At 69.0% G+C, this 25,725-nt stretch carries 26 protein-coding genes; 13 read left to right on the top strand and 13 right to left on the bottom strand.

Translation table 11 applies throughout. The features are described 5' to 3' along the window. The first annotated feature begins 7 nt into the window (after positions 1-7). Genes KOI47_RS01020 through KOI47_RS01010 form a run of 3 tightly spaced genes read left to right on the top strand, consistent with a single transcriptional unit; the run spans position 8 to position 1,511 of the window. Positions 8-394 carry a hypothetical protein gene (locus tag KOI47_RS01020; RefSeq protein WP_216212788.1) on the top strand — a complete coding sequence of 129 codons (387 nt, stop codon included), beginning with the start codon at positions 8-10 and terminating at the stop codon, positions 392-394. Continuing rightward, positions 373-906, top strand: coding sequence for a DUF3558 family protein (locus tag KOI47_RS01015; protein ID WP_332461438.1), 534 nt, complete (start codon positions 373-375; stop codon positions 904-906). Before KOI47_RS01020 ends, KOI47_RS01015 begins: the two co-directional genes overlap by 22 nt. After that, positions 903-1,511, top strand: coding sequence for a hypothetical protein (locus tag KOI47_RS01010; RefSeq protein ID WP_216212783.1), 609 nt, complete (start codon positions 903-905; stop codon positions 1,509-1,511). The genes KOI47_RS01015 and KOI47_RS01010 overlap by 4 nt, the downstream gene beginning before the upstream one ends. A 7-nt stretch (positions 1,512-1,518) precedes the next feature. On the opposite strand, the gene KOI47_RS01005 is transcribed toward KOI47_RS01010, so the two are convergent. From KOI47_RS01005 to KOI47_RS00995, 3 genes are all read right to left on the bottom strand, one after another. After that, positions 1,519-1,956, bottom strand: coding sequence for a hypothetical protein (locus KOI47_RS01005; RefSeq protein ID WP_232376472.1), 438 nt, complete (start codon positions 1,954-1,956; stop codon positions 1,519-1,521). Positions 1,957-2,041: 85 nt separating this feature from the next. Next, entirely contained in the window at positions 2,042-2,230 is a 189-nt protein-coding gene (locus KOI47_RS01000; protein WP_216212781.1) for a hypothetical protein, read from the bottom strand. Further along, complete coding sequence (locus KOI47_RS00995) at positions 2,227-2,430, bottom strand: hypothetical protein (RefSeq protein ID WP_216212778.1); 204 nt, start codon at positions 2,428-2,430, stop codon at positions 2,227-2,229. Before KOI47_RS00995 ends, KOI47_RS01000 begins: the two co-directional genes overlap by 4 nt. Before the next feature lie 105 nt (positions 2,431-2,535). Between KOI47_RS00995 and KOI47_RS00990 the strand changes: the two genes are divergently transcribed. The 4 genes from KOI47_RS00990 to KOI47_RS00975 all read left to right on the top strand — a co-directional run bounded on the left by KOI47_RS00990 (position 2,536) and on the right by KOI47_RS00975 (position 5,421). Continuing rightward, positions 2,536-2,673, top strand: a complete 138-nt coding sequence (locus KOI47_RS00990; RefSeq protein WP_216212775.1) for a hypothetical protein — start codon at positions 2,536-2,538, stop codon at positions 2,671-2,673. Between the two features lie 160 nt (positions 2,674-2,833). Next, positions 2,834-3,097, top strand: coding sequence for a hypothetical protein (locus KOI47_RS00985; protein WP_216212773.1), 264 nt, complete (start codon positions 2,834-2,836; stop codon positions 3,095-3,097). 5 nt (positions 3,098-3,102) lie between these two features. Next, positions 3,103-3,435 (top strand): nucleotide pyrophosphohydrolase, encoded by a 333-nt coding sequence (locus tag KOI47_RS00980; protein ID WP_216212771.1) that lies wholly within the window; start codon positions 3,103-3,105, stop codon positions 3,433-3,435. 90 nt (positions 3,436-3,525) lie between these two features. Continuing rightward, positions 3,526-5,421, top strand: a complete 1,896-nt coding sequence (locus KOI47_RS00975; RefSeq protein WP_216212769.1) for a DUF2075 domain-containing protein — start codon at positions 3,526-3,528, stop codon at positions 5,419-5,421. 15 nt (positions 5,422-5,436) lie between these two features. Here the strand turns inward: KOI47_RS00975 and KOI47_RS00970 are convergent, their stop codons facing one another. Together KOI47_RS00970 and KOI47_RS00965 are read right to left on the bottom strand one after the other, a co-directional pair. Continuing rightward, positions 5,437-5,997 carry an ATP-dependent Clp protease proteolytic subunit gene (locus KOI47_RS00970; protein ID WP_216212766.1) on the bottom strand — a complete coding sequence of 187 codons (561 nt, stop codon included), beginning with the start codon at positions 5,995-5,997 and terminating at the stop codon, positions 5,437-5,439. Positions 5,998-6,099: 102 nt separating this feature from the next. Next, entirely contained in the window at positions 6,100-6,828 is a 729-nt protein-coding gene (locus tag KOI47_RS00965) for a class I SAM-dependent methyltransferase (protein WP_232376471.1), read from the bottom strand. Positions 6,829-7,089: 261 nt separating this feature from the next. On the opposite strand from KOI47_RS00965, the gene KOI47_RS00960 reads away from it, so the two are divergent. Continuing rightward, a complete protein-coding gene (locus KOI47_RS00960) occupies positions 7,090-7,641 on the top strand; it encodes a thermonuclease family protein (RefSeq protein WP_216212763.1) in 552 nt (183 codons plus the stop codon). On the opposite strand, the gene KOI47_RS00955 is transcribed toward KOI47_RS00960, so the two are convergent. From KOI47_RS00955 to KOI47_RS00945, 3 genes are all read right to left on the bottom strand, one after another. Beyond that, entirely contained in the window at positions 7,642-8,433 is a 792-nt protein-coding gene (locus tag KOI47_RS00955) for a DUF427 domain-containing protein (RefSeq protein WP_232376470.1), read from the bottom strand. 145 nt (positions 8,434-8,578) lie between these two features. Next, positions 8,579-9,268 (bottom strand): class F sortase, encoded by a 690-nt coding sequence (locus tag KOI47_RS00950; protein ID WP_216212757.1) that lies wholly within the window; start codon positions 9,266-9,268, stop codon positions 8,579-8,581. Next, a complete protein-coding gene (locus KOI47_RS00945) occupies positions 9,265-9,843 on the bottom strand; it encodes an excalibur calcium-binding domain-containing protein (RefSeq protein ID WP_232376469.1) in 579 nt (192 codons plus the stop codon). The genes KOI47_RS00950 and KOI47_RS00945 overlap by 4 nt, the downstream gene beginning before the upstream one ends. Positions 9,844-10,079: 236 nt before the next feature. On the opposite strand from KOI47_RS00945, the gene KOI47_RS00940 reads away from it, so the two are divergent. Both KOI47_RS00940 and KOI47_RS00935 read left to right on the top strand, forming a co-directional pair. Next, on the top strand, positions 10,080-10,724 hold the full coding sequence (locus tag KOI47_RS00940; protein WP_216212754.1) for a response regulator: 645 nt from the start codon (positions 10,080-10,082) through the stop codon (positions 10,722-10,724). Continuing rightward, a complete protein-coding gene (locus KOI47_RS00935; RefSeq protein ID WP_232376468.1) occupies positions 10,714-12,390 on the top strand; it encodes a hypothetical protein in 1,677 nt (558 codons plus the stop codon). The genes KOI47_RS00940 and KOI47_RS00935 overlap by 11 nt, the downstream gene beginning before the upstream one ends. Here the strand turns inward: KOI47_RS00935 and KOI47_RS00930 are convergent. The 5 genes from KOI47_RS00930 to KOI47_RS00910 all read right to left on the bottom strand — a co-directional run bounded on the left by KOI47_RS00930 (position 12,377) and on the right by KOI47_RS00910 (position 21,839). Continuing rightward, entirely contained in the window at positions 12,377-14,551 is a 2,175-nt protein-coding gene (locus tag KOI47_RS00930) for a hypothetical protein (RefSeq protein ID WP_216212751.1), read from the bottom strand. The two genes, KOI47_RS00935 and KOI47_RS00930, sit on opposite strands and share 14 nt — an antisense overlap. A gap of 95 nt (positions 14,552-14,646) precedes the next feature. Next, the gene (locus tag KOI47_RS00925; RefSeq protein ID WP_216212748.1) at positions 14,647-15,792 is read right to left on the bottom strand and encodes a GAF domain-containing sensor histidine kinase; all 1,146 of its coding nucleotides are present in this window, start codon (positions 15,790-15,792) and stop codon (positions 14,647-14,649) included. Positions 15,793-15,806: 14 nt separating this feature from the next. Beyond that, on the bottom strand, positions 15,807-19,163 hold the full coding sequence (cydD, locus tag KOI47_RS00920) for a thiol reductant ABC exporter subunit CydD (RefSeq protein WP_216212746.1): 3,357 nt from the start codon (positions 19,161-19,163) through the stop codon (positions 15,807-15,809). After that, positions 19,160-20,170: a cytochrome d ubiquinol oxidase subunit II gene (gene cydB / locus KOI47_RS00915; protein WP_216212743.1), complete on the bottom strand. Its 1,011-nt coding sequence runs from the start codon at positions 20,168-20,170 to the stop codon at positions 19,160-19,162. Before cydB ends, cydD begins: the two co-directional genes overlap by 4 nt. Positions 20,171-20,354: 184 nt before the next feature. Beyond that, the gene (locus KOI47_RS00910) at positions 20,355-21,839 is read right to left on the bottom strand and encodes a cytochrome ubiquinol oxidase subunit I (RefSeq protein ID WP_216217001.1); all 1,485 of its coding nucleotides are present in this window, start codon (positions 21,837-21,839) and stop codon (positions 20,355-20,357) included. 309 nt (positions 21,840-22,148) lie between these two features. Here KOI47_RS00910 and KOI47_RS00905 point away from each other — a divergent pair, with 309 nt between their 5' ends. From KOI47_RS00905 to KOI47_RS00895, 3 genes are read left to right on the top strand one after another with little or no spacing between them, the layout of a single operon-like run. Further along, the gene (locus tag KOI47_RS00905) at positions 22,149-23,837 is read left to right on the top strand and encodes a peptide ABC transporter substrate-binding protein (RefSeq protein WP_216212739.1); all 1,689 of its coding nucleotides are present in this window, start codon (positions 22,149-22,151) and stop codon (positions 23,835-23,837) included. Positions 23,838-23,856: 19 nt separating this feature from the next. Then, entirely contained in the window at positions 23,857-24,783 is a 927-nt protein-coding gene (locus KOI47_RS00900) for an ABC transporter permease (protein ID WP_216212736.1), read from the top strand. A 6-nt stretch (positions 24,784-24,789) separates the two neighbouring features. Then, positions 24,790-25,725: an ABC transporter permease gene (locus tag KOI47_RS00895; RefSeq protein WP_216212733.1), complete on the top strand. Its 936-nt coding sequence runs from the start codon at positions 24,790-24,792 to the stop codon at positions 25,723-25,725.

Here is a 25,725-nt window from a genome sequence, read left to right as displayed (position 1 = left end):
GGAACTATTGCATTCTAACCCGAACACATTTCGTCGAGCAGACCTCGAGCATGAAAGGCGGAGCATAAGTAAATCTCTTGATCACATCAAGGACGAGCGGGTCAAGAAAGACCTAGAACGTTACGCTGCCGGCAAGATGTCACTTCGCGAGGCGGCGCAAGTGCTTGATACACCGTACGCCATGCGCGCCCTGAGATTATTCGTTGAACGATACGAATCAATGCCCGAAGCTGAGCGCAATGAACTCGTCAAGCAAGCACGGAAAGAGATTGAAGGAATCTCCATCGAGATCGATAAGGGGGAACAGAAAGGAGCCGACCCGAGACGCCGAAAATCAGACTCAGAGGAGATGGAAGACTTCGATCAAATCGAATGGTTGAGCGACGATCAATGACCTGGCGTCACCGAGTTATCTTCGGATCATTCCTACTCGTCGTGGTATCCTGCTCGCCCGATGCCGACTCGAAAAGGAACACCGATCCTGGACCATCATCCACAAGTAAGGATGTTTCCCAAACGGCACTGAAATTGGTGCAGACGACATGTTCCGCTGATACCCCCAAGACGGTTGACGCAGTGTTTCCCGGAGCAAGCCACCGATACAGCGAAAGTGGTCCAGGGGGACCGAGCTGTGCATGGTCAATCGGAGGGGAAAGCCCGTTGGTGCGAGCACTGTTGATAGCCTACGAGCAGGGGGATCTGGCCTCCTGGCGGCAACTCAACCCCGGACCGACCAGGGAGACGACGATAGCCGGTAAGTCGGTTGTGGTCGCAGAGAACGACACGGGGTGCGCGACATTATTCGAGGTCGACGGCACCGTGGTAAGTATCGACTTCGCCGAGATCGGGAAAGAAGCCTGCGCTCGATCCACCGAGTTGACCGAGGAAGTACTGGCGGGCTGGTGAGTTCGAAGCGAGAACGGCCGGGCAAGACGACCTGGGTGCGCATGGCTGACCACGGCTGGGTCGTCGTGCACGAACTGCGGGACGGCATCGGGCTGTTACCGGACCCGTACGTCTGGTACCGCCAGCAGCTCCTGTTCGGCATTCCGTTCGTGCTCTGCGTGGTGGTACCACTCGCCATTTTGTGGATGGCGTTAGCGGAACCGTCTGGTGCGGGACTCGCAGTGATCATCGCCTTCGTCGGTGTCCAAGGGTTGCTGTTGACGGTGTCCCAACTCGCCGGGCGCAGGGCGCAGAACGAACTGTGGGCCCAGCGCGGCGCGCAACCCCGGCAGCGACTCATTTTCGGGCTGCTCAGCCCGTGGCATCGGCTGCGCACGGTGGCGGAGATGCGGCGGAATCTGGCCGCTCGCGGTTTCACCGAGCCGGTGCTGCGGGCCCGTTCGATCGCACAGGCGCGGGTGCTTCGGCATGGCTGGACCGTCGAGGTCACGCTCCGCACGACCAAGGGAAACGAGGTGACCCTGGTCCGACGGCATCCCCTCGGACAACGACGCTTTCTGCGCATCCTGCGCAGGGTGCTCGGGCACAAGATCGAGCCCGCCTGACCATGGGTCAGCGGCCTGCCGGACGTCCGTCCGGGCCGGTCATCGTGATGCGACCACCATGAGCCCGCAGCACCACGTCCGCGCGGTACTCACCCGCACCGAGCGCGGCGAGTTGGCCCAGGCTGACCATCCGCACGATGTCGTCGTCGCGTTGGAAGACGAGGAGGTTGCCGTCCTGCACGTAGTCCCCACCGTAGGTGCCGTCGCCCTCGATCTCGGCGGGCCGCCCCAATTGCTCTTCGATCCGCGCGCCCGACGCGGGCCCGATCAGGACGTGCACGGAGGTCCAGTCGCCTGGGGCCAGCTCCTTGAACGATCGTGCGCCGTCTGTGCGGGCCAGTTCGGCGATCGCCTCTTTGAGGTCATCGTCGAATTCCACCTTCACTCCCGAAGTTTTCCAGCCACATCCCGCCAGGACGGCGAGCAGTGCGAGCAAAGTCAGCATCAGGCGCATGGTCAGTACTGGTCCGGGGTCGCCGACGGTTGGCCGGGTTTACTTCGTTGGATGGCAACAGGGTACGGGGGCCGTGTCAGCGGTCCAGCACCTCGGAGACGGCGGCCACCAGGGCGGCCACACCCTCCTCGGTGAAGGTGAGGTTCAGCCAGGCGTCGGAGACGCCGATCGAAAGGTGCACCTCCTCGCCCGCATGAGCGCAGGTGATCGTGCTGCCCTCGTCGATCGTCTGCCAAAGATCGAACGCCAATCCGCCGAAGGTCATTCCCTGCTCCCCTCCATCCGCTCCCTGGCCAGCCGCCCGGCCAGCGCCAGCACGGATAAGGCCGGGTCCCGGTTGGAGTGCACGCCATAGGTTCTGCGCGCATCCCAGATGAAGAACACCGCGAGCAGCACGGCCAGCATGAGGAACCCGATCCCGACAATCACGCCGAAGGCGAAGGTCCACTTGCAGCCCAGCGACAAGCGCCGGCTACTCGGCGCCAACCAGGCCGCCACCGAACGGTGGACCCACCGGTGGGAGCGCCCCGAACACGAGCGGCTGGTGCTGGTGGTTCGGAATACGTCCCGGTGGGCAGCGTCCGGGATCCCCCGCGGTACGCGCTGGCTGTCGTGCTGGAGGTGGACGAGAGCATGCCAGGGCTGTACGCGGAACTGCGCGCCCGGTTCGAAGCGCTGGTCGAGATCGAAACGGAGATCGAGATCTAGTAACCCGAACCGTCCCGACCCGGGAAGAACTTTGCAACCTTATGTAACTCTCCGTTGACCGACCGAGGCGACGATCCTGCGCGGGGAGGGCGCTGACCTGCGATGGTGGACCTGGGCCGGTACCGCGGCCAACCGCAGCCTGCAGGCTTCGCTGCCAGGGTTGGTCGACCCGCGGCAGCGCATCGGCGACCGGTCGTTGCGCCTGCTGCCCGAACTGACCCCGAGGGACGTCAACGCGGGGTTGCGCGCGCTGACCCCGCACCCGCCGGAGGTCAACGACCAAGCCATCAGCGGGTTGAAGTTCTCGGCGGCCCTGCCGGCCGAGCTGGCTCGGGATACCGTGGCCGCCCGGCTGGCCGACCACGAGCACGCGGGGCAGGTGGCCACCGAGCCACGGCAGTTCCACCTGGGTCGGGCAGACTGAGGCGGGTGAGCTTGGACGATCTTGCCCGGCGGCTGCGCGAGTTCGCCGCTGCCCGGGACTGGGAGCAGTACCACACGCCGAAGAACCTGGTCATGGCGCTTTCCGGGGAGGCGGGCGAGCTGACCGCGTTGTTCCAGTGGCTGACCCCGGAGGAGTCGGCGGCAGCCATGGACGATCCGGAGCTCGCCCCGAAGGTGCTGGATGAGCTGGCCGATGTCGCCATCTATCTGGTGCGGCTGGCCGATGTGCTCGGCGTGGACCTGCTGGACGCGGCGCGGGCGAAGATCGCGCGGAACGAATCGCGTTTCCCGCCCAGCTCGGCGAGCCAGATCTACTAACCTGGTCCGTCGCGGCCCGACGGGCACCGAAGCGAGACTTCGTCGCTGCCCCCACCCGCACGTCATTCGCGTGCGCACAGGGGGAAGACGTTGGCTCTGGTTCGGCAGAGTGCCGAGGACCTGCTCATCGAAGCCCGAGCGGAGCGGCTGCACTTGCGGCTGCAGGAACAGGCGCGGTTCGCGTTGGAGCACCGGGTCGGCCTCGGCGAGATCAACTCATGGAAACGCAGCCTGCTGGTGTTCCTGACCGATCTGGTCGACGCCGGCCTCGGGCAGGTCGAGGTATTGCTCGAACACCAGCTCCCGCACAGCCCCAAGCGGGTGGACGCGATCCTGTGCGGCACGCATCCCCGCAGCGACAGCGGTGAGCCGAGCTACGTACTGGTCGAGCTCAAGCAGTGGTCGGCGGCCGAGGTGGTAGCGGCGGAAGTCGTCCGCGTGGACCACTACGCCGATCCCGTGCTGCACCCGGCCGAGCAGGTTCGTTCCTACTGCGAGTACCTGGTGGACTGCACCCCCGCGCTGGCCGAGTCGCCGCATGCCGTGCACGGGGTCGCCTACCTGCACAACGCGCGGACCAGCGGGGTCGCCACGCTCAACCAGTACCGGCCGAGCGATTTCGGCCGGCTGTTCACCGTGGACGACAAGGCCGAGTTGCTGGACCATCTGCGGTCCCTGCTGGACGTACGTGGCAACCGGGACGCCGCGCGCAACGCGGCCGATGACTTCCTGCGCTTCCAGCACCGCCCGACAAAACCGCTGCTCGATCTGGCGGCCAAGGAGATCCGGGAACGCGAGCAGTTCGTGCTGCTGGACGAGCAGCGGGTCGCGTATCAACTGGTGAACCAGGCAGTGGAGCGAGCGCGAGTGGCCCGCACGCAGACCGTTGTCGTCGTGCTGGGTGGCCCCGGGTCCGGGAAAAGTGTCATCGCGCTGAGCCTGTTGGGGTCGCTGGCGCGCCGAGGTCGCACCGTCCACCACGCCACCGGGTCGAGTGCGTTCACCAACACGATGCGGAAGATCGCGGGTAGCCGCAACAGCCGGGTGAAGAATCTGTTCAAGTACTTCAACAACTACATCGCCGCCGAGCCCCGCGAACTGGACGTACTGCTGTGTGACGAGGCGCACCGGATCCGGGAGACCAGCGTCGACCGGTTCACCAGCAAGCAGAAACGAGAGCGGGCCCGGCCGCAGGTCAACGAACTGATCGACGTGGCATGGGTTCCGGTGTTCCTGCTGGACGAGAACCAGACCGTGCGGCCCGGCGAGATGGGTTCGCTGGCGGAGATCGGCGAGGCCGCCCGTTCCCTCGGCTGCCAGGTCGAGGTGGTGCACCTGGAGGGGCAGTTCCGGTGCGGGGGCTCCGCCGCCTTCGACGAGTGGGTGGCCCGCCTGCTCGGTCTCGATCCCCGGCCAGCGATCCGGTGGAGTGACCTGGCTTCCCGGCTGGACGAGAGCTTCACCGTCGCCAGCGCCGCCACGCCGGAAACGCTCGAAAACTGGCTGCTCGAGCAACGGCACCGGTACCAGGGGACGGCCAGGATCGCCGCGGGCTTCTGCTGGCAGTGGAGTGACCCGCAACAAACCGCGAACGGCAAGGTGCTGGTCCCGGACGTGCAGATCGGCGACTGGAAACGTCCGTGGAATGCGAAACCGCAGAAGCGCGTCCCGGAGGCGCCCGAATCGTACTACTGGGCATCCGACGAGCGCGGCTTCAGCCAGGTCGGCTGCATCTACACCGCGCAGGGTTTCGAGTACGACTGGTCCGGGGTGATATTCGGGCCAGACCTGGTACGCCGGGGCGGGTCCTGGGTTCCACGCCGGGAGTACTCGCATGATCCGGCAGTGAAGAAGGCGGACGAGCTGCATTTCGGTGCACTCATCCGGAACACCTACAAAGTGCTGCTCACCCGCGGCATGCGGGGTGTCTGCGTGTACTCCACGGACCCGGAGACCCAGGAGTTCCTTGAGTCGATGGCCCGCTGACCGGCAGGGCGGCCGTCACCGGGTCAGCACGTGGTCCACCAGCCCGTACTCGCGGGCCTCCTCGGCGGTGAACCAGCGGTCCCGTTCGAAGTCGGCGCGGATCTGCTCGACCGGCTGGCCGGTGTGTTCCGCGATGAGCTCGGCCGCCTCCTGCTTGCCCTTGCGGTGCATCTCGGCCTGGATCGCGATATCGGACTCGGTACCACCAAGGCCGCCCAAGGGCTGGTGCATCATGACCTGGCAGTGCGGTAACGCATAGCGCTTGCCAGGGGCGCCTCCGGTCAGCAGGATCTGCCCCATCGAGGCGGCCAGGCCCATGCCGAAGGTGGCCACGTCACATCGGACGATCTCCATCGTGTCGTAAATGGCGAGGCCCGCCGCAACGGAACCGCCCGGAGAATTGATGTAGAAGGAAATGTCCTGGGTGGGATCCTCGGCCTCCAGCAACAGCAGCTGCGCACTGAGCCGGTTGGCGACCGCGTCGTCGACCTCCTGCCCGAGCACGACGATCCGTTGCCGCATCAGCCGCTGGAACACTCGCTCCGTCCACAGGGCCTCGGTCCCCGATTCGCTCATCTCCCCAGCCTTTCCACCGCGCATCGACTCCGACGATCTTCCTCGAACCATAACGAAAAAGATCTGTTTCCGGTCGGGGATTCGCAGTGGGCGAAACCATGACTATCCGGTGCCGGGCAGCTCCTCGATGGCCCACACGGCGAGTGCCTTGTCCGCGTAGGCACCGTCCTCCTCGGTGCACCCTTCGAGCACGAGGTCCACCGGCTCGGGGAAGCCGAACGGTTCGCGACACAGGTTGAGCGGCCGCCAGTCCCCGGTCGGGATGTCCACATTGGTCGACAGCTGGGTGAACGTGGTGGTGATCAGGTAACGCGAGCCGCTTGCCCGCAGGTTCGCCAGCGCGCGCCGGATGTCGGCGAAGCCGAAATGTACGAGGCAGTCCCGGCAGAGCACCGCATCGGCCCGCGGCAGCGGGTCCCGCAGCAGGTCGAGCGGGACGAACCGCAGGCCGCCATCCGCGCGGGCGTACCGCTGCTGGTTACGCCGCACCAGCTCGTCGACGATGTCCGCGCCCAGGTACCAGTCGAGGTCCAGCTCGGCGCCTGCGAGCCAGTTGAAGTCACCGCAGGGCAGGTCGAGCAGGCTCCGGACGCCAAGGCGGCGCATCATCGCGGGTAGCTCGGCCCGCAGCGCGCGGGTCTGGTCGTCATCGGATCCCGGCCCGGACACCGAGCCCCCGCTCCACAGGTTCGTCCGGAAGATGTGGGTGAAACGTTCCTTCTCGTCCATCGCCTCGAGCAGCCGGGCGTTCTCCTGGTACTTGCGGTTCGCCGTGGTCGGCGGCCTTCCCCATGCGGACATCCCGTCCCCTTCCCTGCTCTCGGTAGCCACGCCGCGATGCCACCCGTCCGGCGGTATCGGTCGTACTCATCGTGCGCCACATTACTGATCTTCACCCCAAAGCATGAAAAGGAGGTGCGCATGCCGAGCAGTGGGTAACGGCACGCTGCTTAAACGCGACCATTCAGGCGCAGTTATTGCTCGAACCGCCACGAGTTAGGCAGCGACTCCATGGACCTCGTCCCGGCAGGCCGGCATTCCACGAAAAACCGTCCGACGATGTCACTGAAAATCTCGTTGACGGTTCTCGGAATGTTGTTCACGTTGGTGACGATCTGCGGTATCTCCACCAGGGAAACCGAGCGGCCACTGGCCACGAGACCGCCGGTCTCGCCCGCGGTGGCACCGGCGAGTAACACCACCCCACCGCCGCCCTACACGGTCACCAGCGTGCTCGACGGCGCGACGGTGGAGGTCACCGGGGCCGACGGGGTGCAGCGCAGGATCTCGGTGCGCGGCATCCGGGCCCCATCGGTGGATTCCTGCTTCGGCACCGAAACCTTCGCCTGGGCGGCCGCGACCCTGATCGGCACGACGGTCACGCCGCGCACGGAATCCGGCGATCCGCCCGGCAGGATCGGCACCACGGAGGCCGACCTGATCCTGCCGGACGGCGAGAACTACGCCGTCGCCGCGCTGACCGGCGGGTATGTGAGGTTCTCGGGAACGCATGCGCCCGACTCGCTCGGGCCGTCCCTCCAGCGGGCGGAGCACCGGGCCCGCTCGGCCGTGGCAGGGCTCTGGGGCGCGCCCTGCCACGGCAACCTCGAAGGGAACTCGTCCGCCGGGTCGGCCTCGCCCTGATCAGGCGAACTTGGTCCGGGGCCGCTCCTGCAACACCTCGTCCACATACACGTCCACCCGCTCGTCCGCGAACGCCACCAGGCCGGCGATCCGCTCGCTCTCCGGCAGCGGTGTCCGGTATGACCACGCGATATCGGTGTGCTCACCCACCGACCAGTACTCGGTCGTCCCCTTGTACGGGCAGTGCGTCACGGTGTCGCTGGGTTCCAGCAGGTCGAGGCGCACATCGGTCTTCGGAAGGTAGTACCTGGTCGGCAGGCCGGTCTCGAACAGCAGATGCGGGCTGCGGGTGTCCGCAACCGTGACCCCGTCGAGTTCCACCCACACCCGCCGGGAGCTGGGCAGGATGTCCAGCCGCACGTACGGGCTGCGCGGGTGGGTGTAGACCTCCTCGTCCTCCTCGAACCAGGCGTCCAGCGCGGACCACTCCAGCCGGAGGTGGTCCCGCAACTGTTCCAGTGGGGAGTCGGGGTACTCGGTCACCGCGTCCACGGCCTCGCGGTCGCCGGCCCGCAGGGTGGACAGTTGCCCTTCGCCACGGCTCGGCGACCGCGAGGTCCGGCCGCTCGGGGTGATCAGATCGGTCCGCACGTCGGCGCGCGGAAGATAGTAGGTCGGGTAGTACGGCACCTCCCAGACCAGCAAGGGAGCGGTGGTGTCGGCGACCACCACTCCCCCGAAATAGGCCCGGACTCGCTTTCCACCGGTCTCGATTCGCACCCGGCCACGGCTCTCGGTGCCTGTTCCCAAACGCGCGGCACGATCAGCTCGGCCGGGCTCGGACTCCGTCACGATGGTCACCTTCACAGATCGTGCGCCCGGCCTCGCCGATCGTGGGCTTTCGCCGCGCGCGTCCTCCACTCCGCTGAGCAGCGGAGCCCGGTTCAGGGACGGACTCTCGCTACTCATACGGGAGACAACGGCCGGGCGGCCGCCGCTATTTCGGGACGCGGTGAGCGCCCGTCATTCGCGCGTAGGCGACGACGTTGTCCAGGTACTCACCTTCGGACCGGTCGAACGCACCACCGCAGGTGATCAGCCGCAGTTCCGGTTCTTCGGTATTGCCGTACACCCGCTCGGTCGGGAACTCCGCCTTCGGGTAGCGCTCCACCGCGGTCACCGTGAACACCACGCTCGTCCCGTCCTCCCGGTGCACGGTCACCTCGGCTCCGGGGCGCAGTTCGTGCAGGCGGTGGAACATGCCGGGCACGTTCCGGTAGTCGACATGCGCCGCGATGATCGCCGGGCCGACCTCGCCGGGTGTGGGGCTCTGCGTGAACCAGCCCGTGGTCACCGCGTCCTCGGGTACTTCAAGGGTGCCGTCCGGTTCCAGGCCGAGGTCGATGATCGGTCCGGTACGCACGTCGATCGAGGGGATCTCCAGCCGGTCCGGCCGGGCCGGAGGCAGGGGCCGCGCGGCAAGCTCCTTGGCACTGGCCGAGGTGCTTTCCGGCTCCTGCTGGGTGGTGCTCGTCGGCGCGGGCGCCCCGCCGCCTGCAGGCTGGGCGGTTGGCGCCGCCGGGCCGGTCAGTGCGAGGACCAGGATCAGCGCGAGCGCGAGCACGGCGGCTCCGGCGACAGCGATGAGCTGCCACCGGAACCGCCGCAGGCCGCGGGCTCCCGTCATCGGTTACCGGCGTGAGCGCGCCGCCGCACCACCAGCGCGACACCCGCTCCGGAACCGATCAGCACGAGCCCGCCGAGGGCGATCAGCGCGGTGTCGTCCTTGCCCGCGCCGCCCCCGGTATCCACCCCGCCGACCGGGTGCACCTTCACCTGGCGCCGTTCCGGCTCGCCGAAGTGCGATTCACAGGCATAACCATCATTGTCCCCGTCCAGCCGGTGCGGGTCGCTCGGGTCGGCATTCAGCACCGCCTGCGCCGCCGCCTGGTTCGGGAAGTCCGGGCAATTCTTGCCCTCGGGGGTCTGCCGGACCGTGGTGGTCTCCTTCGGAGCGCTGCTCGTGGTCCGCTCCGGTTTCGTGGGGGTCGGGTCGACAGGCTCGCCGCCCGGTCCGCCGGGAAGCGACTCACAGGCAATGCCATCCCCGTCCCGGTCCAGCCCATGCGGGTCACCGGGCGTGGAGTCCAGAACCTCCTGCGCCTCCGGCTGGGTATCGAAATCACTGCAATTCAGGTCCTGCGCGGCAGAAGCGCTCCCAACGCCGACCATCCCGGAGATCAGCAGTGCGGAAACGGTCACGACCGTACGACGTATCAAGGACACAAGTAAGCCTTCCTGGGCGGAGCTAATCGATGTGCAAAGTAGAACTACCGCGGTATGCCCTCTTATCGGCGTGTGCCGCACTGCGTTACGCCTTTTACCCGTTCGCGCGAGAGGAAATCTTCAACCAGATATCCGCAATTCGGGTCACCGTGTTTCGCGAATTGATCACCGGCGAACATTCGGCCTCCCAGGGCCTGACGTAACCTCGGGGTATGGCCATCCAGGTGTTGCTCGTCGACGACCACGAGGTCGTCCGCCGCGGGTTGCGGGACCTGCTCGGCGACGAGCCGGATATCGAGGTCGTCGCCGAGGCGGGCAGCGCGGGCGAGGCCCTCGCCGTGGCCATGCACACCGAGCCCGATGTGGCGGTGGTGGACGTGCGGCTTGGCGAGGGCGAGACCGATGGGGTCACGCTGTGCCGGGAGCTGCGCTGCGCCCCGAACCCGCCGTACTGCCTGGTGCTGACCGCGTTCGACGACGAGGAGGCCCTGGTCGGGGCGATCATGGCGGGAGCGTCGGGCTACCTGCTCAAACAGGTGCGCGGGCAGGATGTGGTGCACGCCGTACGCGAGGTCGCGGCGGGGCGTTCGCTGCTGGACCCCCGGACCACCGCCCAGTTGCTGGACAAGCTGCGCAGCCCGGCGACCGACGAGCTGGCCGCGTTGAGCGAGCGGGAACGCAGCGTGCTCGACCTGATCGGCAAGGGCATGTCCAACCGGGAGATCGCGCAGCGCCTGTTCCTCGCCGAGAAGACCGTGAAGAACTACGTCACCTCGCTGCTAGCCAAGCTGGGCATGCAGCGCAGGACCCAGGCCGCGGCGTGGGTCGCCCGCCGGGAGACACCACGTGGCGAGTAGCGAAATCGGTACGCTCCGCTCTGACTGGCGGAAGGTTCCACTGGACGACCGCTATCGGCAGTGGCGCACCATCGACTTCCAGCGCACGGTCCTGGTGGTGGTGCGTACGGTCACCACGTTGACCAGATTGCTGGATATCGTCTCGCTATTCGAGTCGGACCTGCGGATCCAGGTCGTCTACACACACGACCCGCGGTCTGCGGCGATCTTCGCCGCCGGGGTGGCGGAGTTCCTCGGCGAACTTGGCGCCCCGGTGATCCCCTGGGAGCAGGCCAGCCGGACCCGGTTCGACCTGGCGATCGCGGCCAGCGAGAACGACGCCCTGCACGAGCTGGACGCGCCGATCCTGCTGGTGCCGCACGGGATCGGGTACCAGAAGTACTACCCCGGCGGGTGGGTAACCTCTGGAATGGACCCGGACCGCCTGGTCCGCGGCGGCCGCGTGATTCCTGAGATGATCGCGCTCTCGCACCCGCAGCAGCGTGCGCTGCTGCGGGCCGCCTGCCCGCCGGCGGCGGAACGAGCGGTGGTCATCGGCGACCCCTGCCACGACCGGATGCGGGTTTCCGCGCACCGCACCCCGCACTACCGCGAGGCACTCGGCACCGGGGAACGGCTGCTGGTCGTGCTGTGCTCGACCTGGGGACCGAACTCGCTGTTCGGCACCTGGCCCCGGCTGCCCGAACGGCTACTCGGCGAACTCCCCGCCGACGAGTACCAGGTGGCGGCCATCCTGCATCCCGGCGTGTGGGCGGCGCACGGCAGGCGGCAGGTACGCACCTGGCTGCGCCCCGCGCTGGAGGCGGGCCTTGCCCTGGTCCCGCCGGAACGCGGCTGGCAGGCGACCGTGCTCGCCGCCGACTGCGTGCTCTCCGACGAGGGCTCGGCCTCGCTCTACGCCGCGGCAATGGACAAACCGCTGTTGTTGGCGATTGCCGACGGTCCAGCTGATACCACGGTGCCCGGTTCCCCGCTGGCCGATCTGGCACACAAGGCTGCGCGGCTGGATCCGGACCGCGACCTGCGGGCACAACTCGCCGGGGCAATGCACACCCATCGCCTAGGCGAGCACGGCGAGATCGTCGAGCGGGCGGTACAGAACTCCGATGGGTGCGCCGAGGTGCTGGCCCGGCTGGGGTATCGGCGGCTCGACCTCGAGCAGCCACCGGGTATCCCTTTCTTCCCTCCGGTGGACACCCCGGTGACGGATGTCGCGACCATCGCCGCACATATCGTGGGCGGCCGGGTCACCGACGACGGGGCAGTCACGCTCGCCCGGTTTCCCGCCATGCTGGGCCAGGTATCGGCCTCATCGGAAAACCAGCACTTCACCGCGGATGTAGGACGGGCGACACTGCGTCAGCTGCAGAACGCGGCGATCGTGCACGGCGGCGCATCTGGTCCGGGCTTCGACGGTTGGGCACGGCACACGCTGCGGCAGTGGCCGGACGCCCGGATGGTGTCAGCCCCGCTCGGAACGAGCGGCTGCGTGCTGCACACCAGGCACGGACGGCGGATGACGCTGGAGTTCCGCGACGGGGACGCCGATCCGCGTTTGCTTGCCTCCCTCGCCTACGTTCGCCTCCAGGCCAACCGCAATCTGCCCACTATGGACACTCTCCGGCTGGGTGAGCGGGACCTGGCTGTGCGGATCACGCCGGACTGAGACGGCGCAGCTCGTCGAGGTACTCGTTGGTCCTCGGGTGGCCGACCTGGATCGCAGCGGTGACCAGCACGCCCAGCCGCGCGGTCGCGTCGGCGATCCGCCCCTCGGCGGCGGCCACCCAGGCCGCGAGCTGTTCCAGCTCCCAGTAGTACTGCCGGGTCGCCGCCGCGGCCAGCCCGGCTTCGGCCCTGGCCAGCGCAGCGCGGGCGGCCGGGACATGGCCGGTGGCGAGGGCGGCCCGCACCAGGGTGAGCTGCGCCAGTGCGCGGTTGCGGGCATCGGTGCCGGTCTGCTCGACCTCCTCGAGTGCGGACCAGGCCTCGGCGGCCCGCCCGGCCTTGACCAGCGCCCTGGCCAGCATCCGCAGGTGGATGCCGAGCGCGCGCCCGTCCCCGATCTCCCGGTCGATCTCGACCGCGCGGTGGAACTCCTCGGCCGGATCGAAGGAGGGCGAACGGCCCGAGTCGGCCTGTTCCTCGCCCAGCCTGCCGCGGAACTCGTGGATCGAGGACCACTGCTGCCTGCCGTGGTAGTCCGCGGGCAGCGCGGCCGCCAGCCGCCACGCACGGTCGAGATCGAGCTCGACGGAGGGGAAGTACCGCGCCAGGGTGTGCGCCCGCGCTCGCATGGCGTACGCCCGGGCCAGCAGGGCCGGCCTGTCTTCCCGATCGTGCAGGGCCTCCGCGCTGCGCACGTACCACTCGCAGATGGCGGCGAACAGGCGCCAGTGGCCCCGGCTGTTCACCATCACCTCGAAGGCACCGGCGAGCTGGCACACCTCCTCGTGCCGTCCCCGCCGGTGGGCAACGGCGACCAGGTCGGCGATGACCTCGCGCTCGGCTTCCAGCCAGTCGACCGGGTCATCCGCACGCGACCAGCTCAGTCCTTCCGGGACGGTGTAGCGGCGCATCCGGTCCGGGGAATGGCGCAGGTCACCGGCGACTGCGGTGTCGCGGTAGGACAGCAGGAACCGGTCGAAGGCCGCGGCGGCCTCGGTCTCGTCCTCGGCGGCCAGCTCCGCGGTGTACTGCCTGGCGAGCGGGTCCAGCCGGTAGCGCCCGCCGCCGAGGGGAAGCAGCAGCGCGAGGTCGATCAGCCGGTCGACCACCCGCCGGGCCGGGCGGCCAAGCAGGACACTCGCGCTCTCCGGGGTGAGATCGGCTCCGGGGTGCACGGTGAGCAGGGCGGTGGCCCGCACGGTGTCCGGGTCGAGGCGGGCGAAGGTCTCCCGCAGGAACTTGCCGAGCACCTCCTCTGTTCCCGTCACGCCCTCGGTCCGGTACTCGGCGAGCAGTCCAGCCACCGGCCGCGGTTCGGTGGCCCGCCGAACCAGGCTGGCGCCGACCGCACCAAGCACCGACGGTATCGTTCCGCACAGCCGGAGCAGTTCGGCTGTCGCGGCGGGTTCGCGCTCCAGCACATCCGCCCCACAAGTGTCGGCGAGGAGCGCCCAGGCGCCCTCGTCATCGAGGCCGCGCAAGGTGACATACGAACGGTACTCCGAGCGCAGGTCGGTGCCGAGTTCGTCGGTGGTGGCCAGGGTGAGGTTGGCGGGCGAGGTCTCGAAGTAGCCGATCTCGCGTGCCCCTCGCACGTTGTCCAGGATTAGCACGAAGGAGCGGGTGGCGGTGACCGCGCGATATCTGGCCTCGACCCGGCCGGGATCGGTCTCCTCCGGCTCGGCACCGAGCCACCACAGGATGTGCGCCCGCACATCAGCGACCCGCAGCTGGTTGCCGTCGCGGTATCGATCGAGGTCCACCTCCACGCGGCCCGAGGAAAACCGGTGCGACTGCTCCAAGGCAATCTGCCGGACGAGTGCGGTGCGGCCGGAGCCTGGCCGCCCACCGATCACGTACACGCCAGCCAACGGAACCTGTGCGCGGTACCAATTGCAGTCCCGGAACGGAACCGGTGGGTTGGGTGCCGTCCCGGCTTGTTGCTCGACGAGGGCGGTAACGTGCCTGGCGAGATCGGCGAACCACTCTGGATCGTCGGCAGCACGTTCGGTCAACGCCGCGTGCAAGCGTTCCGGGTCTGGCAGTGCCCCAAGCCTGCCGCGCAGCCGACCGACAAGGTCCTTGCCACCACGCACCGCAGCCCCGGCGAGATACGCCACGCACAACTTGACAGTCTCGCTGACCACTGTCTCCGTTGCCACCGCACCCAGCGCCATCCCCGACCCCCTCCGCGAAGTGTGTCGCTCGCCACAATTCTAGCAGTGGGCGGTCAGTACGTCACCCACCGTGCAGGCGGTTAGTCCAGGGGCAGGTCGAAGGCGACAAGGGTGCCGAGGCTGGGCGAGGAGTTGAGGTAGAACTTGCCGCCCGCGGCCTCGGCGCGCTCGGCGAGGTGGCGCAAGCCGCGCTGGGCGACGTCCCGCGGTACCCCGCAGCCGTTGTCCCGCACGCGCAGCCGCAGGCCGGCCGCGTCCCGTTCCAGGGTCACCCTGGTCTGGCTGGCCCCGGAATGCCGGACCACATTGGACAGTGCCTCGCGCAGGGCGGCGCGGATGTGGTCGGCGCGTTCGGCGGGAATATCGGCCAGTTCGCCGGACAGTTCCAGGGTCGGCGGGAAACCGAGCAGCTCCCCGGCGGTGCGTACCTCGCCGCGGGCGGACTCGGCCAGGTCGGTGGCCGCGGTCCTGGGCGGTTCGGCGTGTTCCGGGGTCGGTGCGCGCAGCGCGCGAACGGTGCCCCTGATCTCGTCGATGGTCTGGTCCAACTGGTCGATGGCCTCGCCCAGCCTGGCCCCGTCGCCGCGGGCGAATCGGGTGGTCATCCGCTTGCGCACCCGGTCGAGCTGCATCCCGGCTGCGTACAGCCGTTGCACGATGACGTCGTGCAGTTCGCGGGCGATGCGCTCGCGTTCCTGGTACAGGGTGACCCGGTGGCGGGCGCTGGCGCCCTCGGCCAGTGCCAGCACGACCCCTGCCTGCGCGGCGAAGGCGGTGAGCACGTCGACGGTGGTGGCGGAGAACGGCTCGGCGCCGCGTTGCCGGTAGACGGTGAGCGCGCCGAGCAGCCTGCCGCCGGAGCCGAACGGGGCGGCCGCGAACGGGCCGAAGTGCCGCAGCCGTTCGGGGACATAGGGGGAGGTGCGGGGGTCGTTGGTGAAGTCCTCGGCGACCACCGGCTCGCCGCCGGCCGCGACCTGGCCCGCTGCCGAGTCGATCGGCAGCTCCAGGCCGAGCAGGCCCTCGGTGTCCGGGCCGTGCGCCGATTCCACCACGACCCCGCCGCCCTCGGCCCGCACCATGACCAGCCCCAGGTCGGCGCCTGCCAGCTCGACCGCGTGCCGCACGACCGAGCCGAGCACGGCGCCGGGGTCCTCGCCGGACAGCGCCGTGGTGGTGATCTCGGTGGCCGCGGACAGCGCCCGCGCGGCAAGACTCGGTTCCATCAGCGTCAACAAGCTTAGTGAGCCTGCCCGGCCCGCCCTCGGTCGACCTGGATGACCAGGTCGGCTTCCGCGGCCTCCTCGGGGCGGTGGGTGACCTGTATGACGGTCTTGCCCGCCAGCGCGGTCCGCAGGTTGGCGCGCAGCCGGTCGGCGGCGGCCGCGTCCAGGTGTGCGGTGGGTTCGTCCAGCAGTACGAGGTCGGCATCTTTGGCGGCGAGCAGTGCCCTGGCCAGGCCGACCCGTTGGGCCTGCCCGCCGGAGAGCCCGGCCCCGGCACTGCCCAGCACGGTGTCCAGCGGCAGGTCCGGCAGGCCGGCGGTGGCCAGTGCCGCGGCGAGTTCGGCCTCGGTGGCGTGCGGGTCGGCCAGCTTCAGGTTCTCCGCGACCGTGGTGGAGACCAGCTGAGGCTCCTGCGGGGCCCAGGCCACGGTGGCCGGCAGGCTGGCGTGGCCGCGTTCCGGCTGGAGCAGCCCGACCATGGTAGCCAGCAGGGTCGACTTCCCCGCCCCGGACGGCCCGACCACGGCGGCCGTGCTGCCGCGGGGTACCCGCAGGTCCACCTCGCGCAACGCGGCCCCGTCCGCCCCTGGCCAGCGCACCCGCACCCCCCGCAGCTCCACCCCACCACTGCTGTGAGTGGCCCTCCCACCCGTCTCCCACCACCGCCCAAGCGGAGACGCTGACGCGCCGCTGTGTTCACTGCGAAATCCGCTGTGCGTGGCCCACTCACAGCAGTCACGAAGGCGGGCGTGGGCGTTGCGCAGGGTGTCGAGGTGCTGGACGGCGGGTGGCAGCAGGGCGAGGGCCTCGGCCACGGCGAGCGGCACGAGGGCAAGCGCCGGGGCCAGCACCGGATCCAGGGTGCCCGCGGCAACCGCCCGCCCGGCCAGCCAGGTGCAGGCCACCGCCGCCGTCCCCGTGCTGAGCACCACCACGGCCTGCGCGATGCCCGCGCCGAGAGCCTGCCTGCGGGCCAGACCGGCGAGCCGGGCGTCCGCGGCGGCGAGCTCGGCCCGCCGGTTCGCCGCGGCACCGAAGGCGATCAGTTCGGCGGCGGTGTCGAACAGGGCGAGCACCCTCCCGGTCACCTCCCTGCGCCCGCCGGCCAGGGTGGCGCTGGCCCGCCGCTCCACCCGGAGGGCGAGTAGCGGGGCGAGCAGGGCGCCGAGCAGCAGCGCGCCGAGCAGCACCAGCCCGGCCGCGGGCAGCAGGACCATGTGCAGGGCCGCGGCCCCGGCCAGCACGACGGCGACGACGAGCGGCGGGGTCAGCACCCGGGGCAGCAGGTCGCGCACGGTGTCCACATCCTCGACCAGCCTGCGCTGCCCCTCGCCCCGCCGCAGGCTCAGCGTGCGCGCGGGCCCCAGCCGCACCAGTGCCTGCCACAGCCGCACCCGCAGCCTGCCCGCGATCCGGAAGGCACCGTCGTGGGTGGCCAGCCGCTCGGCGTAGCGCAGCCCCGCGCGGGCGAGCCCGAATGTGCGCACCCCGACCACCGCCACGGTGAGCGTGAGGATCGGTGGCTGCTGGGAGGCTTTCGCGATCAGCCAGCCGGAGGTCGCGGTCAGCGCGACCCCGGCGAGCAGGCCGGCCGCGCCCAGCGCCGCCCCGGCGAGGAAGCGCCGGTCGAGCAGTTCCCGCAGCCGCGGGCGGGTGTTGGTGGCCGGGGCGATGGCCGCGCGGGGCGCGAGGGTCACTGCCTCCGGGTCACCGGAGGCCACCGGGGTGGGCGCGGGGGGTTGCTCGGCGCTGCTCCGGGTGTGTGCGGCGATCAGCACGGCGGCGCCACGGCGCCGCGCCGCTGCGATCGCGGACATGGCCAGCCGGGCCTGTTCGGCATCCAGGTGCGCGGTCGGTTCGTCGAGCAGCAGCAGCCAGGCGCCCTGCCGCGCCCGCAACAGCGCCCTGGCGAGGCCGACCCGCTGCCGTTGCCCGGTGGACAACCGGTCGACCTGCTCCCCGGCCAGGTGTTCCAGGTCAAGTGCGGCCAGCACCTCGTCCCGTTCGGCTGCCGAGGGTGGCCGGATAGCCGCGAGATCGAGTTCGGCTCGCACGGTGCCGCCGCTGAATGCGGGCGACTGCGGGAGCCAGGCCACCGACTCCCGCCAGGTCGACATATCTACTTCTTCGAGCGGAATGCCGTCGATGGTGACCGTGCCGTCGGCGGGCGTGGCGAATCCCAGCAGGACCGCCAGGGTGGTGGACTTGCCCGCGCCGCTCGGCGAACGCAGCCAGACCGTCGAGCCCGGCCGGAGGGTGAAGGACTCCCCGTCCGGGGCGAAGCCTCCACGCCGGAGCACCCGCAGACCGGACACCCGCACCTCGCCGCGGCCGGGCCGGGCGGTGCCCCGCGGCGCGAGCGGTTCGGCGATCACCGCGCCCACCCTGCGGACGGCCTCGATCCCGTCGGCGCTGGCGTGGAAGGCCGCGCCGACCGCACGCAGCGGCTGGTAGCACTCCGGCGCCAGGATCAGCACGCCGAGCCCGATCGCCAGGCTGAGGTCCCCACCCGCCAGCCGCACCCCGATCACCACCGCCACCAGTGCCACCGCGAGGGTGGCCGCCAGCTCCAGCACGAAGGCCGAGCTGAACGCGATCCGCAGGGTGCCGAGGGCGGCGCGGCGGTGCCGTTCGGACACCCTGCGCACGGCCTCGGCCTGTGCCTCGGCGCGGCGGAAGGCGGTGAGCACCGGCAGCGCGCGGAGAAGTTCGAGCAGGTGCCCGGACAGCCGGTGCGTCGCCTCGGTGGCGCCGGCGACCCGGTCGGCGGTGTACCGGCCGACCAGGATCGCGAACATCGGCAGCAGCGGCAGGGTCAGCGCGATGATCACCGCCGAGGGCCAGTCGGCCAGCAGCACGGCGAGCCCGGCGCCGACCGGTAGCACCGCCGCGGTGACCAGGGCGGGCAGGTACTCGGTGAAGTAGGCGTCCAGCGCGTCCAGGCCCCTGGTGGTGAGGGCGGTCAGCTCCCCCGGTCCACGCGCGGCCACCCATTCCGGGCCGAGCCGCAGCGCGTGTTCGACGGTGCGTTGCCGGAGCTCTTCCTTGGCCCCGGCGGCCGCACGGGCGGCGACCACCCGCATCGCCCAGGCGACCAGCGCCCGCGCCAGCACGACGGCGAGCAAGGTGGCCAGCCGGGTGGCCAGATCGCCGGTCTGCCCCGCCACGATCGAGGCGAGCACCGAGGCCAGCAGGAATGCCTGCGCCACCAGCGCCACCGCGTTGCCCAGTGCGAGCAGACCGGTCAGGACCAGCGCCCGGCGCGCCGCGGCCGAGAGGGCGGGCAGCGCGCCGAGCGGGCCTCTCCCGGGCCGCGTCGTGTCTCCAATGGACACTGTGGCGGGAAGGGGCGCGGTTCCGGGAGAATTCATTTCGGTACGTGCACCTGCGGAATGTGCTGGGTGCCGATCCGTTTGCGGAAGACCCAGTAGGTCCAGCCCTGGTAAATCAGCACCGCGGGAGCGCCGAACGCGGCGACCCAGGTGATGACCTGGAGGGTGTACGGGCCCGATGCGGCCTCGGCGGCGGTCAGCGAGGTCGCTTTGTCCACGGTGGACGGAATGACGTCCGGGTAGAGCGCGCCGAACAGGGTCACCCCCGCGGCTGCGATCAGCACCCCCAGCGCGGCGAACGCCTGGCCCTCCCGGACCAGGGTCAGGCGCCACCAGGCCAGCGCGGCGGCGAGTACCGCGACCGCGAGCGTCCCGGCCGTCCACAGTGCACCGTGTTGCCACTGCACCAGCAGGAGCAGCCCGAACAAGGGCAGCAACGCCACCGGCAGCAGCCCGCGGGCCAGGCCACGGGCCCGCGCCCGCAGCTCGCCCGTGGTCTTCAGCGCGAGGAACGCCGCGCCGTGTACCAGTGCGAATCCGGCCAGCGCGACCGCGCCGAGCAGGGTGTCCCAGCGCAGGGCCGCGAAGGCCGAGCCGACGCGGTTGCCCTCGGCGTCCAGCGGCAGGCCGAGCACGGTGGTGGACAGCAGGAGGCCGACGCCGAGCGGCGGGATCCAGGAACCGAACATGATCACCCGGTCCCAGGTGCGGCGCCATCGCGGCGAGTCGACCTTCCCGCGGTACTCGAACGCGACGCCGCGTCCGATCAGCGCCAGCAGGAGGACCAGCAGCGGCAGGTAGGCCCCGGAGAACAGGGAGGCGTACCAGCCGGGGAACGCGGCGAACATCGCGCCGCCCGCCACGATCAGCCAGACCTCGTTGCCGTCCCAGACCGGGCCGATCGTGTTGACCATGACCCGCCGCTCGGTGTCGTCCCTACCGAGCACCGGTAGCAGCATGCCGACCCCGAAATCGAACCCTTCCAGGAACAGGTACCCGATCCAGAAGGCGGCGATCACGCAGAACCACACCGTGACGAGGTCCATTACCCTCGCCCCCGAACGGTGGTGCCACGTGAAACCAGGTTTCCCCACCCTGGGGACAAACCCACGAGTTGTCCACAACCTGCTGGTAACACCCCGTGGATAGCCCTCAACCCGGTAGCCTGGGGCCGGGGCCGACCCCCGGGAAGGGTGGGGGGTTGCCTGTGTGGGGACATGTGCGGTCCCTTCAGTAGGCGAACGCTAGCGCGTCGGTGTCGTCGGGGTCCTTGTCCGCGGGCGGTGGGGGCAGCACGCCCTCGATGCCGCCACGGACGTACTTGCGGATCAGGAAGATCTCCACGATGCCGAGCACGGCGTACACCGCGGTCAGCGAGATCAGCGAGGCCCACACCTCGCCCGCCGAGATCGTGGACACCGCCTGCGCGGTGAACATCCACACCCCGTCGATCCCGGTCGGGTTGGGCACCACCACGAACGGCTGCCTGCCCATCTCGGTGAAGATCCAGCCCGCGATGTTGGCCACGAACGGCGTGACGATGCCCAGCAGCAGCATCCGCGGGAACCACCTGCCGTCCGGGATCCGGCCGCGCCGCGTCACCCACAGCGCCAGCACCCCGGCGGCCGCCGACAGCGCGCCGAACCCGATCATGATCCGGAAACCCCAGTAGGTGACCGGCAGGCTCGGCACGTAGTCGATCGGTTTACCGGCCAGCTCACCCAGCGCCGGGTCGTCCGGGTAGTTCGTGCCGTACCGCTCCTGGTACTCCCCCACCAGGTCCTGGATCCCCTTCACCTCGGTGGAGAAGTCGTTGTGTGCCAGGAAGGACAGCAAGGCGGGCACGGTGAACGTCTTGACGTCCTCGCAGTCCGCGTCGGCGACGTCGCCGATCGCCAGCACCGAGAAGCTCGCGGGCTTCTCGGTGTGGCACAACGCCTCCGCCGAGGCCATCTTCATCGGCTGCTGCTCGAACATCAGCTTGCCCTGCATATCCCCGGTGACCACAAGCACCGCGAAGGCGACCACCCCGACCCAGCCGCCGAGCCGCAGCGAGGAGCGCCACACCGCGCGGTGCTCATCGGCCTCCCGCCGCCTGCGCCACAGGTGCCACCCGGCGATTCCCACCAGGAACGCCGCCGCGACCGCGAACGCTCCGGTCACCGTGTGCGGGATCGCGGCCAGCGCGGTGTTGTTCGTCAGCACCGCCCAGATCGAGTTCATCCGCGGCCTGCCGTCCACGAACTCCACTCCCACCGGGTGCTGCATCCAGGAGTTCGCGGCCAGGATGAAGTAGGCGGAGGCCACCGTCGCCAGCGAGAACGCCCACGCACAGGCCAGGTGCACCCGCTTCGGCAGGCGGTCCCAGCCGAAGATCCATAGCCCGAGGAAGGTGGACTCGACGAAGAAGGCGACGATGCCCTCCATCGCCAGCGGCGCGCCGAACACGTCGCCGACGAAGCGGGAGTAGGCGCTCCAGGTCATCCCGAACTGGAACTCCTGCACGATGCCGGTCACCACGCCCATCGCGAAGTTGACCAGCAACAGCTTGCCCCAGAACTTGGTCATCTTCAGGTAGCGCTGATCACCGGTACGCACCCACGCCGTCTGCATGCCCGCGACCAGCACGGACAGCCCGATGGTCAGCGGCACCATCAGAAAGTGATAGACGGTGGTGATTCCGAACTGCCACCGTGCGAGCTCCAGGACCTCCACGCCGATCACGATGCTCCCCGCGGCGGCGGTCCAGGCAGGTCCCGTGGTCCCGATCAAGACAGGACCTAGGTCCCGACGACCCCGAACGCCCAAAGGTCACCGGGGCGCGCCGGATGTCGTCGGGTATTTATCAACCAGTCAATACCGTATTTGTGATTTTTTCGTTACTGCCAGACGGCAGGAAAAAAACCATTTGACACAGTACGGTCTCCGCATCCCGGGGCAGCGTGGCCGCGGGCCGCCACCCCTGCGCGCTGCGCGACCCGGCTCGGGGTGGCCACCGCCGAGACATGGTGGAGGCATCGAACGATGGACGAGCGGATTCCCGCCGAGATACAGCACGCGTTCCGGAAGGCGGGCCTGAGCCGCCGCGGCTTCCTGCGGATGAGCGGTGGAGCGGTCGCCGGAGCAGCGGTGCTCGGCACCACCGGCTGCGGCATCTTCGGCGGCGAGGAATCGGGCCAGGGCGGTGAGGGCGGCAAGACGCTGCTGCGCAGGCTGAGCACCGAGATCCGCTACTTCGACTCGGCACTGGCCACCGACGAGCGCTCCTTCGAGATCCTGCTCAACGGCATGGACGGCCTCTACCGGCTCGACCGCGACGACCAACCACAACCCGCGGTCGCGGAGAGCTCCGAGGTCAGCGAGGACGAGCTGACCTACACCTTCACCATCCGCGAAGGGGTGAAGTGGTCCAACGGCGACCCGGTGACCTCGCACGACTTCAAGTTCGCCTGGCTGCGGGCACTCGACCCGGACACGGCAAGCGAGTACGCCTACATCATCGGCGACGTCATCAAGGGCGCCACCGAGTTCAACAGCGGTGAGGGTAGCCGCGACCAGGTCGCCATCGAGGCACCGGACGACCGCACGCTCAAGGTCACGCTGGTCAACCCCACGCCGTACTTCCTCAGCCTCACCGCGTTCACCACCTACTTCCCGCAGAACGAGGCCTACGTCAAGGAACAAGGCGACCAGTACGCGGCCGGACCACAGAACATCCTGTACAACGGCCCGTTCGTGATGCAGAACTACGACGCCGCCGCGGGCGGCACGATGGTCAAGAACGACCAGTACTGGGACAAGGACAACGTCGCCATCGAGCGGATCGAGTTCAAGCTGGTCAAGGACCTGAACACCGCGCTGCAGCTGTACGAACGGGACGAGCTGCACCTCACCGAGATCAGCGGCGACCAGGTGCCGAGGTTCAAGGACGACCCCGAGTTCTGGCGCTACGTGGCCTTCACCCACTTCTTCGGCGTGATGAACCAGGAAGACCCGGTGATGGCCAACAAGAACATCCGCAAGGCCATGATGATCGGCTTCGACCGGCAGAAGCTGACCGGGCAGGTGCTGCAGGACGGCTCCGAACCCGCCTTCGCCTTCGTCCCGCCGGGGATGGCCGGCCCGGAAGGGCAGACCTTCCGGCAGGCGGGCGGCAACCTGGTGCCGCAGGATCCGAGCCAGGCCAAGCAGTTCTGGGACAAGGGCGTCCAGGAGCTCGGGCGCACCCCGCAGATCACCCTGCTCACCCAGGACAGCAGCACCGCGCGCGACCTGATCACCTTCATCCAGCAGCAGTACCGCGAGCACCTCGGGATCGAGGCCGAGGTCCAGATCACCACCTTCGAGAACGCGCTGGACCGGGCCGAACGGCGCGACTACCAGATCAGCTTCGCCTCCGGCTGGGGCGCGGACTACGGCGACCCGATGACCTTCCTTTCCTACTTCCTCACCAACTCCGGCTCCAACCGGACCGGCTTCTCCAACGCCCGCTACGACCAGCTCGTCAAGGGCGCGCAGGGCGAAGCCGACGAGGCCAAGCGGATGCGGATGATGCTGGAGGCCGAGAAGATCCTCTTCGACGAGGCGGTGCTGGCACCGGAGTACTTCGAGGCGGTCGTCGGTCTCAAGAAGCCCTTCCTGCAGGACTTCACCAAGCATCCCTACGGCCCGGACCCCGACTGGAAGTACGCCCGCCTGGAAGGCGGCCAGTGACCCGGTAGGCGCGCACACCATGCTGCGTTACACGCTGCGGCGGCTCGCGAACGCGGCCGTCATCCTGCTCATCATCATCACGGTGACCTGGTTCCTGCTGAAGTTCCTGCCGGGCACCCCGTTCAACGACCCGAAACTGACCGCGCAGGCCAAGGCGGCGCTGGAGGAGAAGTACGGGCTGAACGACCCGCTGGTGGTGCAGTACCTGCGCTACATGGGCAACGTGCTGCAGGGTGACCTCGGCACCTCGTTCCAGCTGAACCAGCAGCCGATCACCGAGATCATCATGAACCGGCTGCCGGTTTCGGCGTTCGTCGGGTTGCAGGCCATCGTCGTCGGCACCTTCCTCGGCATCCTGCTCGGCGGGTTCTCGGCGGCACGGCAGAACTCCATCGGCGACCGGATCAGCACGCTGGTGTCGGTGCTGGGCATCTCGGTGCCCACCTTCGTGTTCGCGCCGCTGCTGCAGTACTACTTCGCCTACCAGTGGGAGCTGCTGCCGATCGCGTTCTTCGAGTCATGGGAACACTCGATCCTGCCCTCGGCCGCGCTCGGCATCCTGGTGATGGCCACCGTTGCCGCCTACACCCGTACCGAGATGCTCGAGGTACTCGGCCAGGACTACGTACTGCTGGCCAAGGCGAAGGGGCTCAGCGGGGTGGTCGTGATCGCCAAACACGTGCTGCGCAACTCGCTCATCCCGCTGATCACCGTGATCGTCCCGCTGGCCGCCGCCCTGCTGACCGGCACGCTGGTGGTGGAGAAGGTGTTCGCGGTCCCCGGGATCGGGGAGCAGTTCATCGCCTCGATCGTGGTCAACGACTACCCGATGATCCTCGGCGTGACGATCATGTTCTCGGTCTTCTTCGTCCTCGCCTACCTGATCCAGGACCTGCTGTACGGCCTGGTCGACCCGCGGATCCGCATCGCGCGCGGGAAGGAGTGAACGACCATGACCGCGAGCGAAGACCGCACCGGCCGCACCGCGGACAGGTTCCGGCCCGCCGAACTGCCCCCGGACCAGGCCGAGACACTGACCGGCACACCCGTCGGTTTCTGGCGGGACGCCTGGCGGCGGCTGCGGCGCAACCGCTGGGCACTCGTGGCCGGAACGCTGATCTCGCTGATCATCCTGTTCGCCCTGTTCGGCCCGCTGTTCACCAGCACCACCGGATACGGGCAGGATCTCGGCAACCAGTACGCCACCCCCTCAGGGGACAGCTGGTTCGGCACTGACAAGTTCGGCCGCAGCATGTGGGACCGCGTCTGGGAGGGCACCAGGGTCTCGCTGTTCATCGCCTTCCTCGCGGCCTTCATCGACCTCGGCATCGGCATGTTCTACGGGGCGATCTCCGGCTACTACGGCGGCAAGGTCGACAACGTCATGCAGCGCATCGTGGAGATCGTGATCGGGATCCCGAACCTGGTCGTGCTGATCCTGGTGATGCTGTTCCTCAGCCCCGGCATCCTGACCATCACGCTGGCGCTGACGATCACCGGCTGGACCGCGTCGGCACGCCTGATCCGGGGCCAGGTGCTGCGGCTGAAGGAGGAGGAGTTCTTCCTGGCCGCCCGCGTGCTCGGCGCCAGGACCTGGCGGCTGCTCAGCAAGCACCTGATCCCGAACGTGCTCTATCTGGTGATCATCAACCTGATGCTCACCGTGCCCTCGGCGATCTTCTTCGAGGCCTTCCTGAGCTTCATCGGCCTCGGGATCTCCCCACCGGACGCCTCGCTCGGGTCGCTGATCAACTCGGCCGCCGACACCATGCAGTACTACCCGTACCTGCTGATCATTCCCGCCGCCGTGCTGAGCGTGCTCACCATCGGCTTCCGGGTGCTCGGCGACGGGCTACGGGACGCGCTGGACCCGAGGCTGCGGAGGTAA

Origin of the sequence: Amycolatopsis aidingensis, from assembly GCF_018885265.1 — a bacterium.
GTDB lineage: Bacteria > Actinomycetota > Actinomycetes > Mycobacteriales > Pseudonocardiaceae > Amycolatopsis > Amycolatopsis aidingensis.
This window is presented reverse-complemented; position numbering and strand designations above follow the sequence as displayed.

Bases quoted from the DNA above. Each gene is read 5' to 3' on its own strand.
- KOI47_RS00960 (WP_216212763.1), top strand. From the start codon at position 7,090: ATGTTGTTCACGTTGGTGACGATCTGCGGTATCTCCACCAGGGAAACC.
- KOI47_RS01005 (WP_232376472.1), bottom strand. From the start codon at position 1,956: ATGCTGACTTTGCTCGCACTGCTCGCCGTCCTGGCGGGATGTGGCTGG.
- cydD (WP_216212746.1), bottom strand. From the start codon at position 19,163: ATGAATTCTCCCGGAACCGCGCCCCTTCCCGCCACAGTGTCCATTGGA.
- KOI47_RS00895 (WP_216212733.1), top strand. From the start codon at position 24,790: ATGACCGCGAGCGAAGACCGCACCGGCCGCACCGCGGACAGGTTCCGG.
- KOI47_RS00905 (WP_216212739.1), top strand. From the start codon at position 22,149: ATGGACGAGCGGATTCCCGCCGAGATACAGCACGCGTTCCGGAAGGCG.
- cydB (WP_216212743.1), bottom strand. From the start codon at position 20,170: ATGGACCTCGTCACGGTGTGGTTCTGCGTGATCGCCGCCTTCTGGATC.
- KOI47_RS01015 (WP_332461438.1), top strand. From the start codon at position 373: ATGGTTGAGCGACGATCAATGACCTGGCGTCACCGAGTTATCTTCGGA.
- KOI47_RS01000 (WP_216212781.1), bottom strand. From the start codon at position 2,230: ATGACCTTCGGCGGATTGGCGTTCGATCTTTGGCAGACGATCGACGAG.
- KOI47_RS00925 (WP_216212748.1), bottom strand. From the start codon at position 15,792: ATGGAACCGAGTCTTGCCGCGCGGGCGCTGTCCGCGGCCACCGAGATC.
- KOI47_RS00970 (WP_216212766.1), bottom strand. From the start codon at position 5,997: ATGAGCGAATCGGGGACCGAGGCCCTGTGGACGGAGCGAGTGTTCCAG.
- KOI47_RS00950 (WP_216212757.1), bottom strand. From the start codon at position 9,268: ATGACGGGAGCCCGCGGCCTGCGGCGGTTCCGGTGGCAGCTCATCGCT.
- KOI47_RS00940 (WP_216212754.1), top strand. From the start codon at position 10,080: ATGGCCATCCAGGTGTTGCTCGTCGACGACCACGAGGTCGTCCGCCGC.
- KOI47_RS00900 (WP_216212736.1), top strand. From the start codon at position 23,857: ATGCTGCGTTACACGCTGCGGCGGCTCGCGAACGCGGCCGTCATCCTG.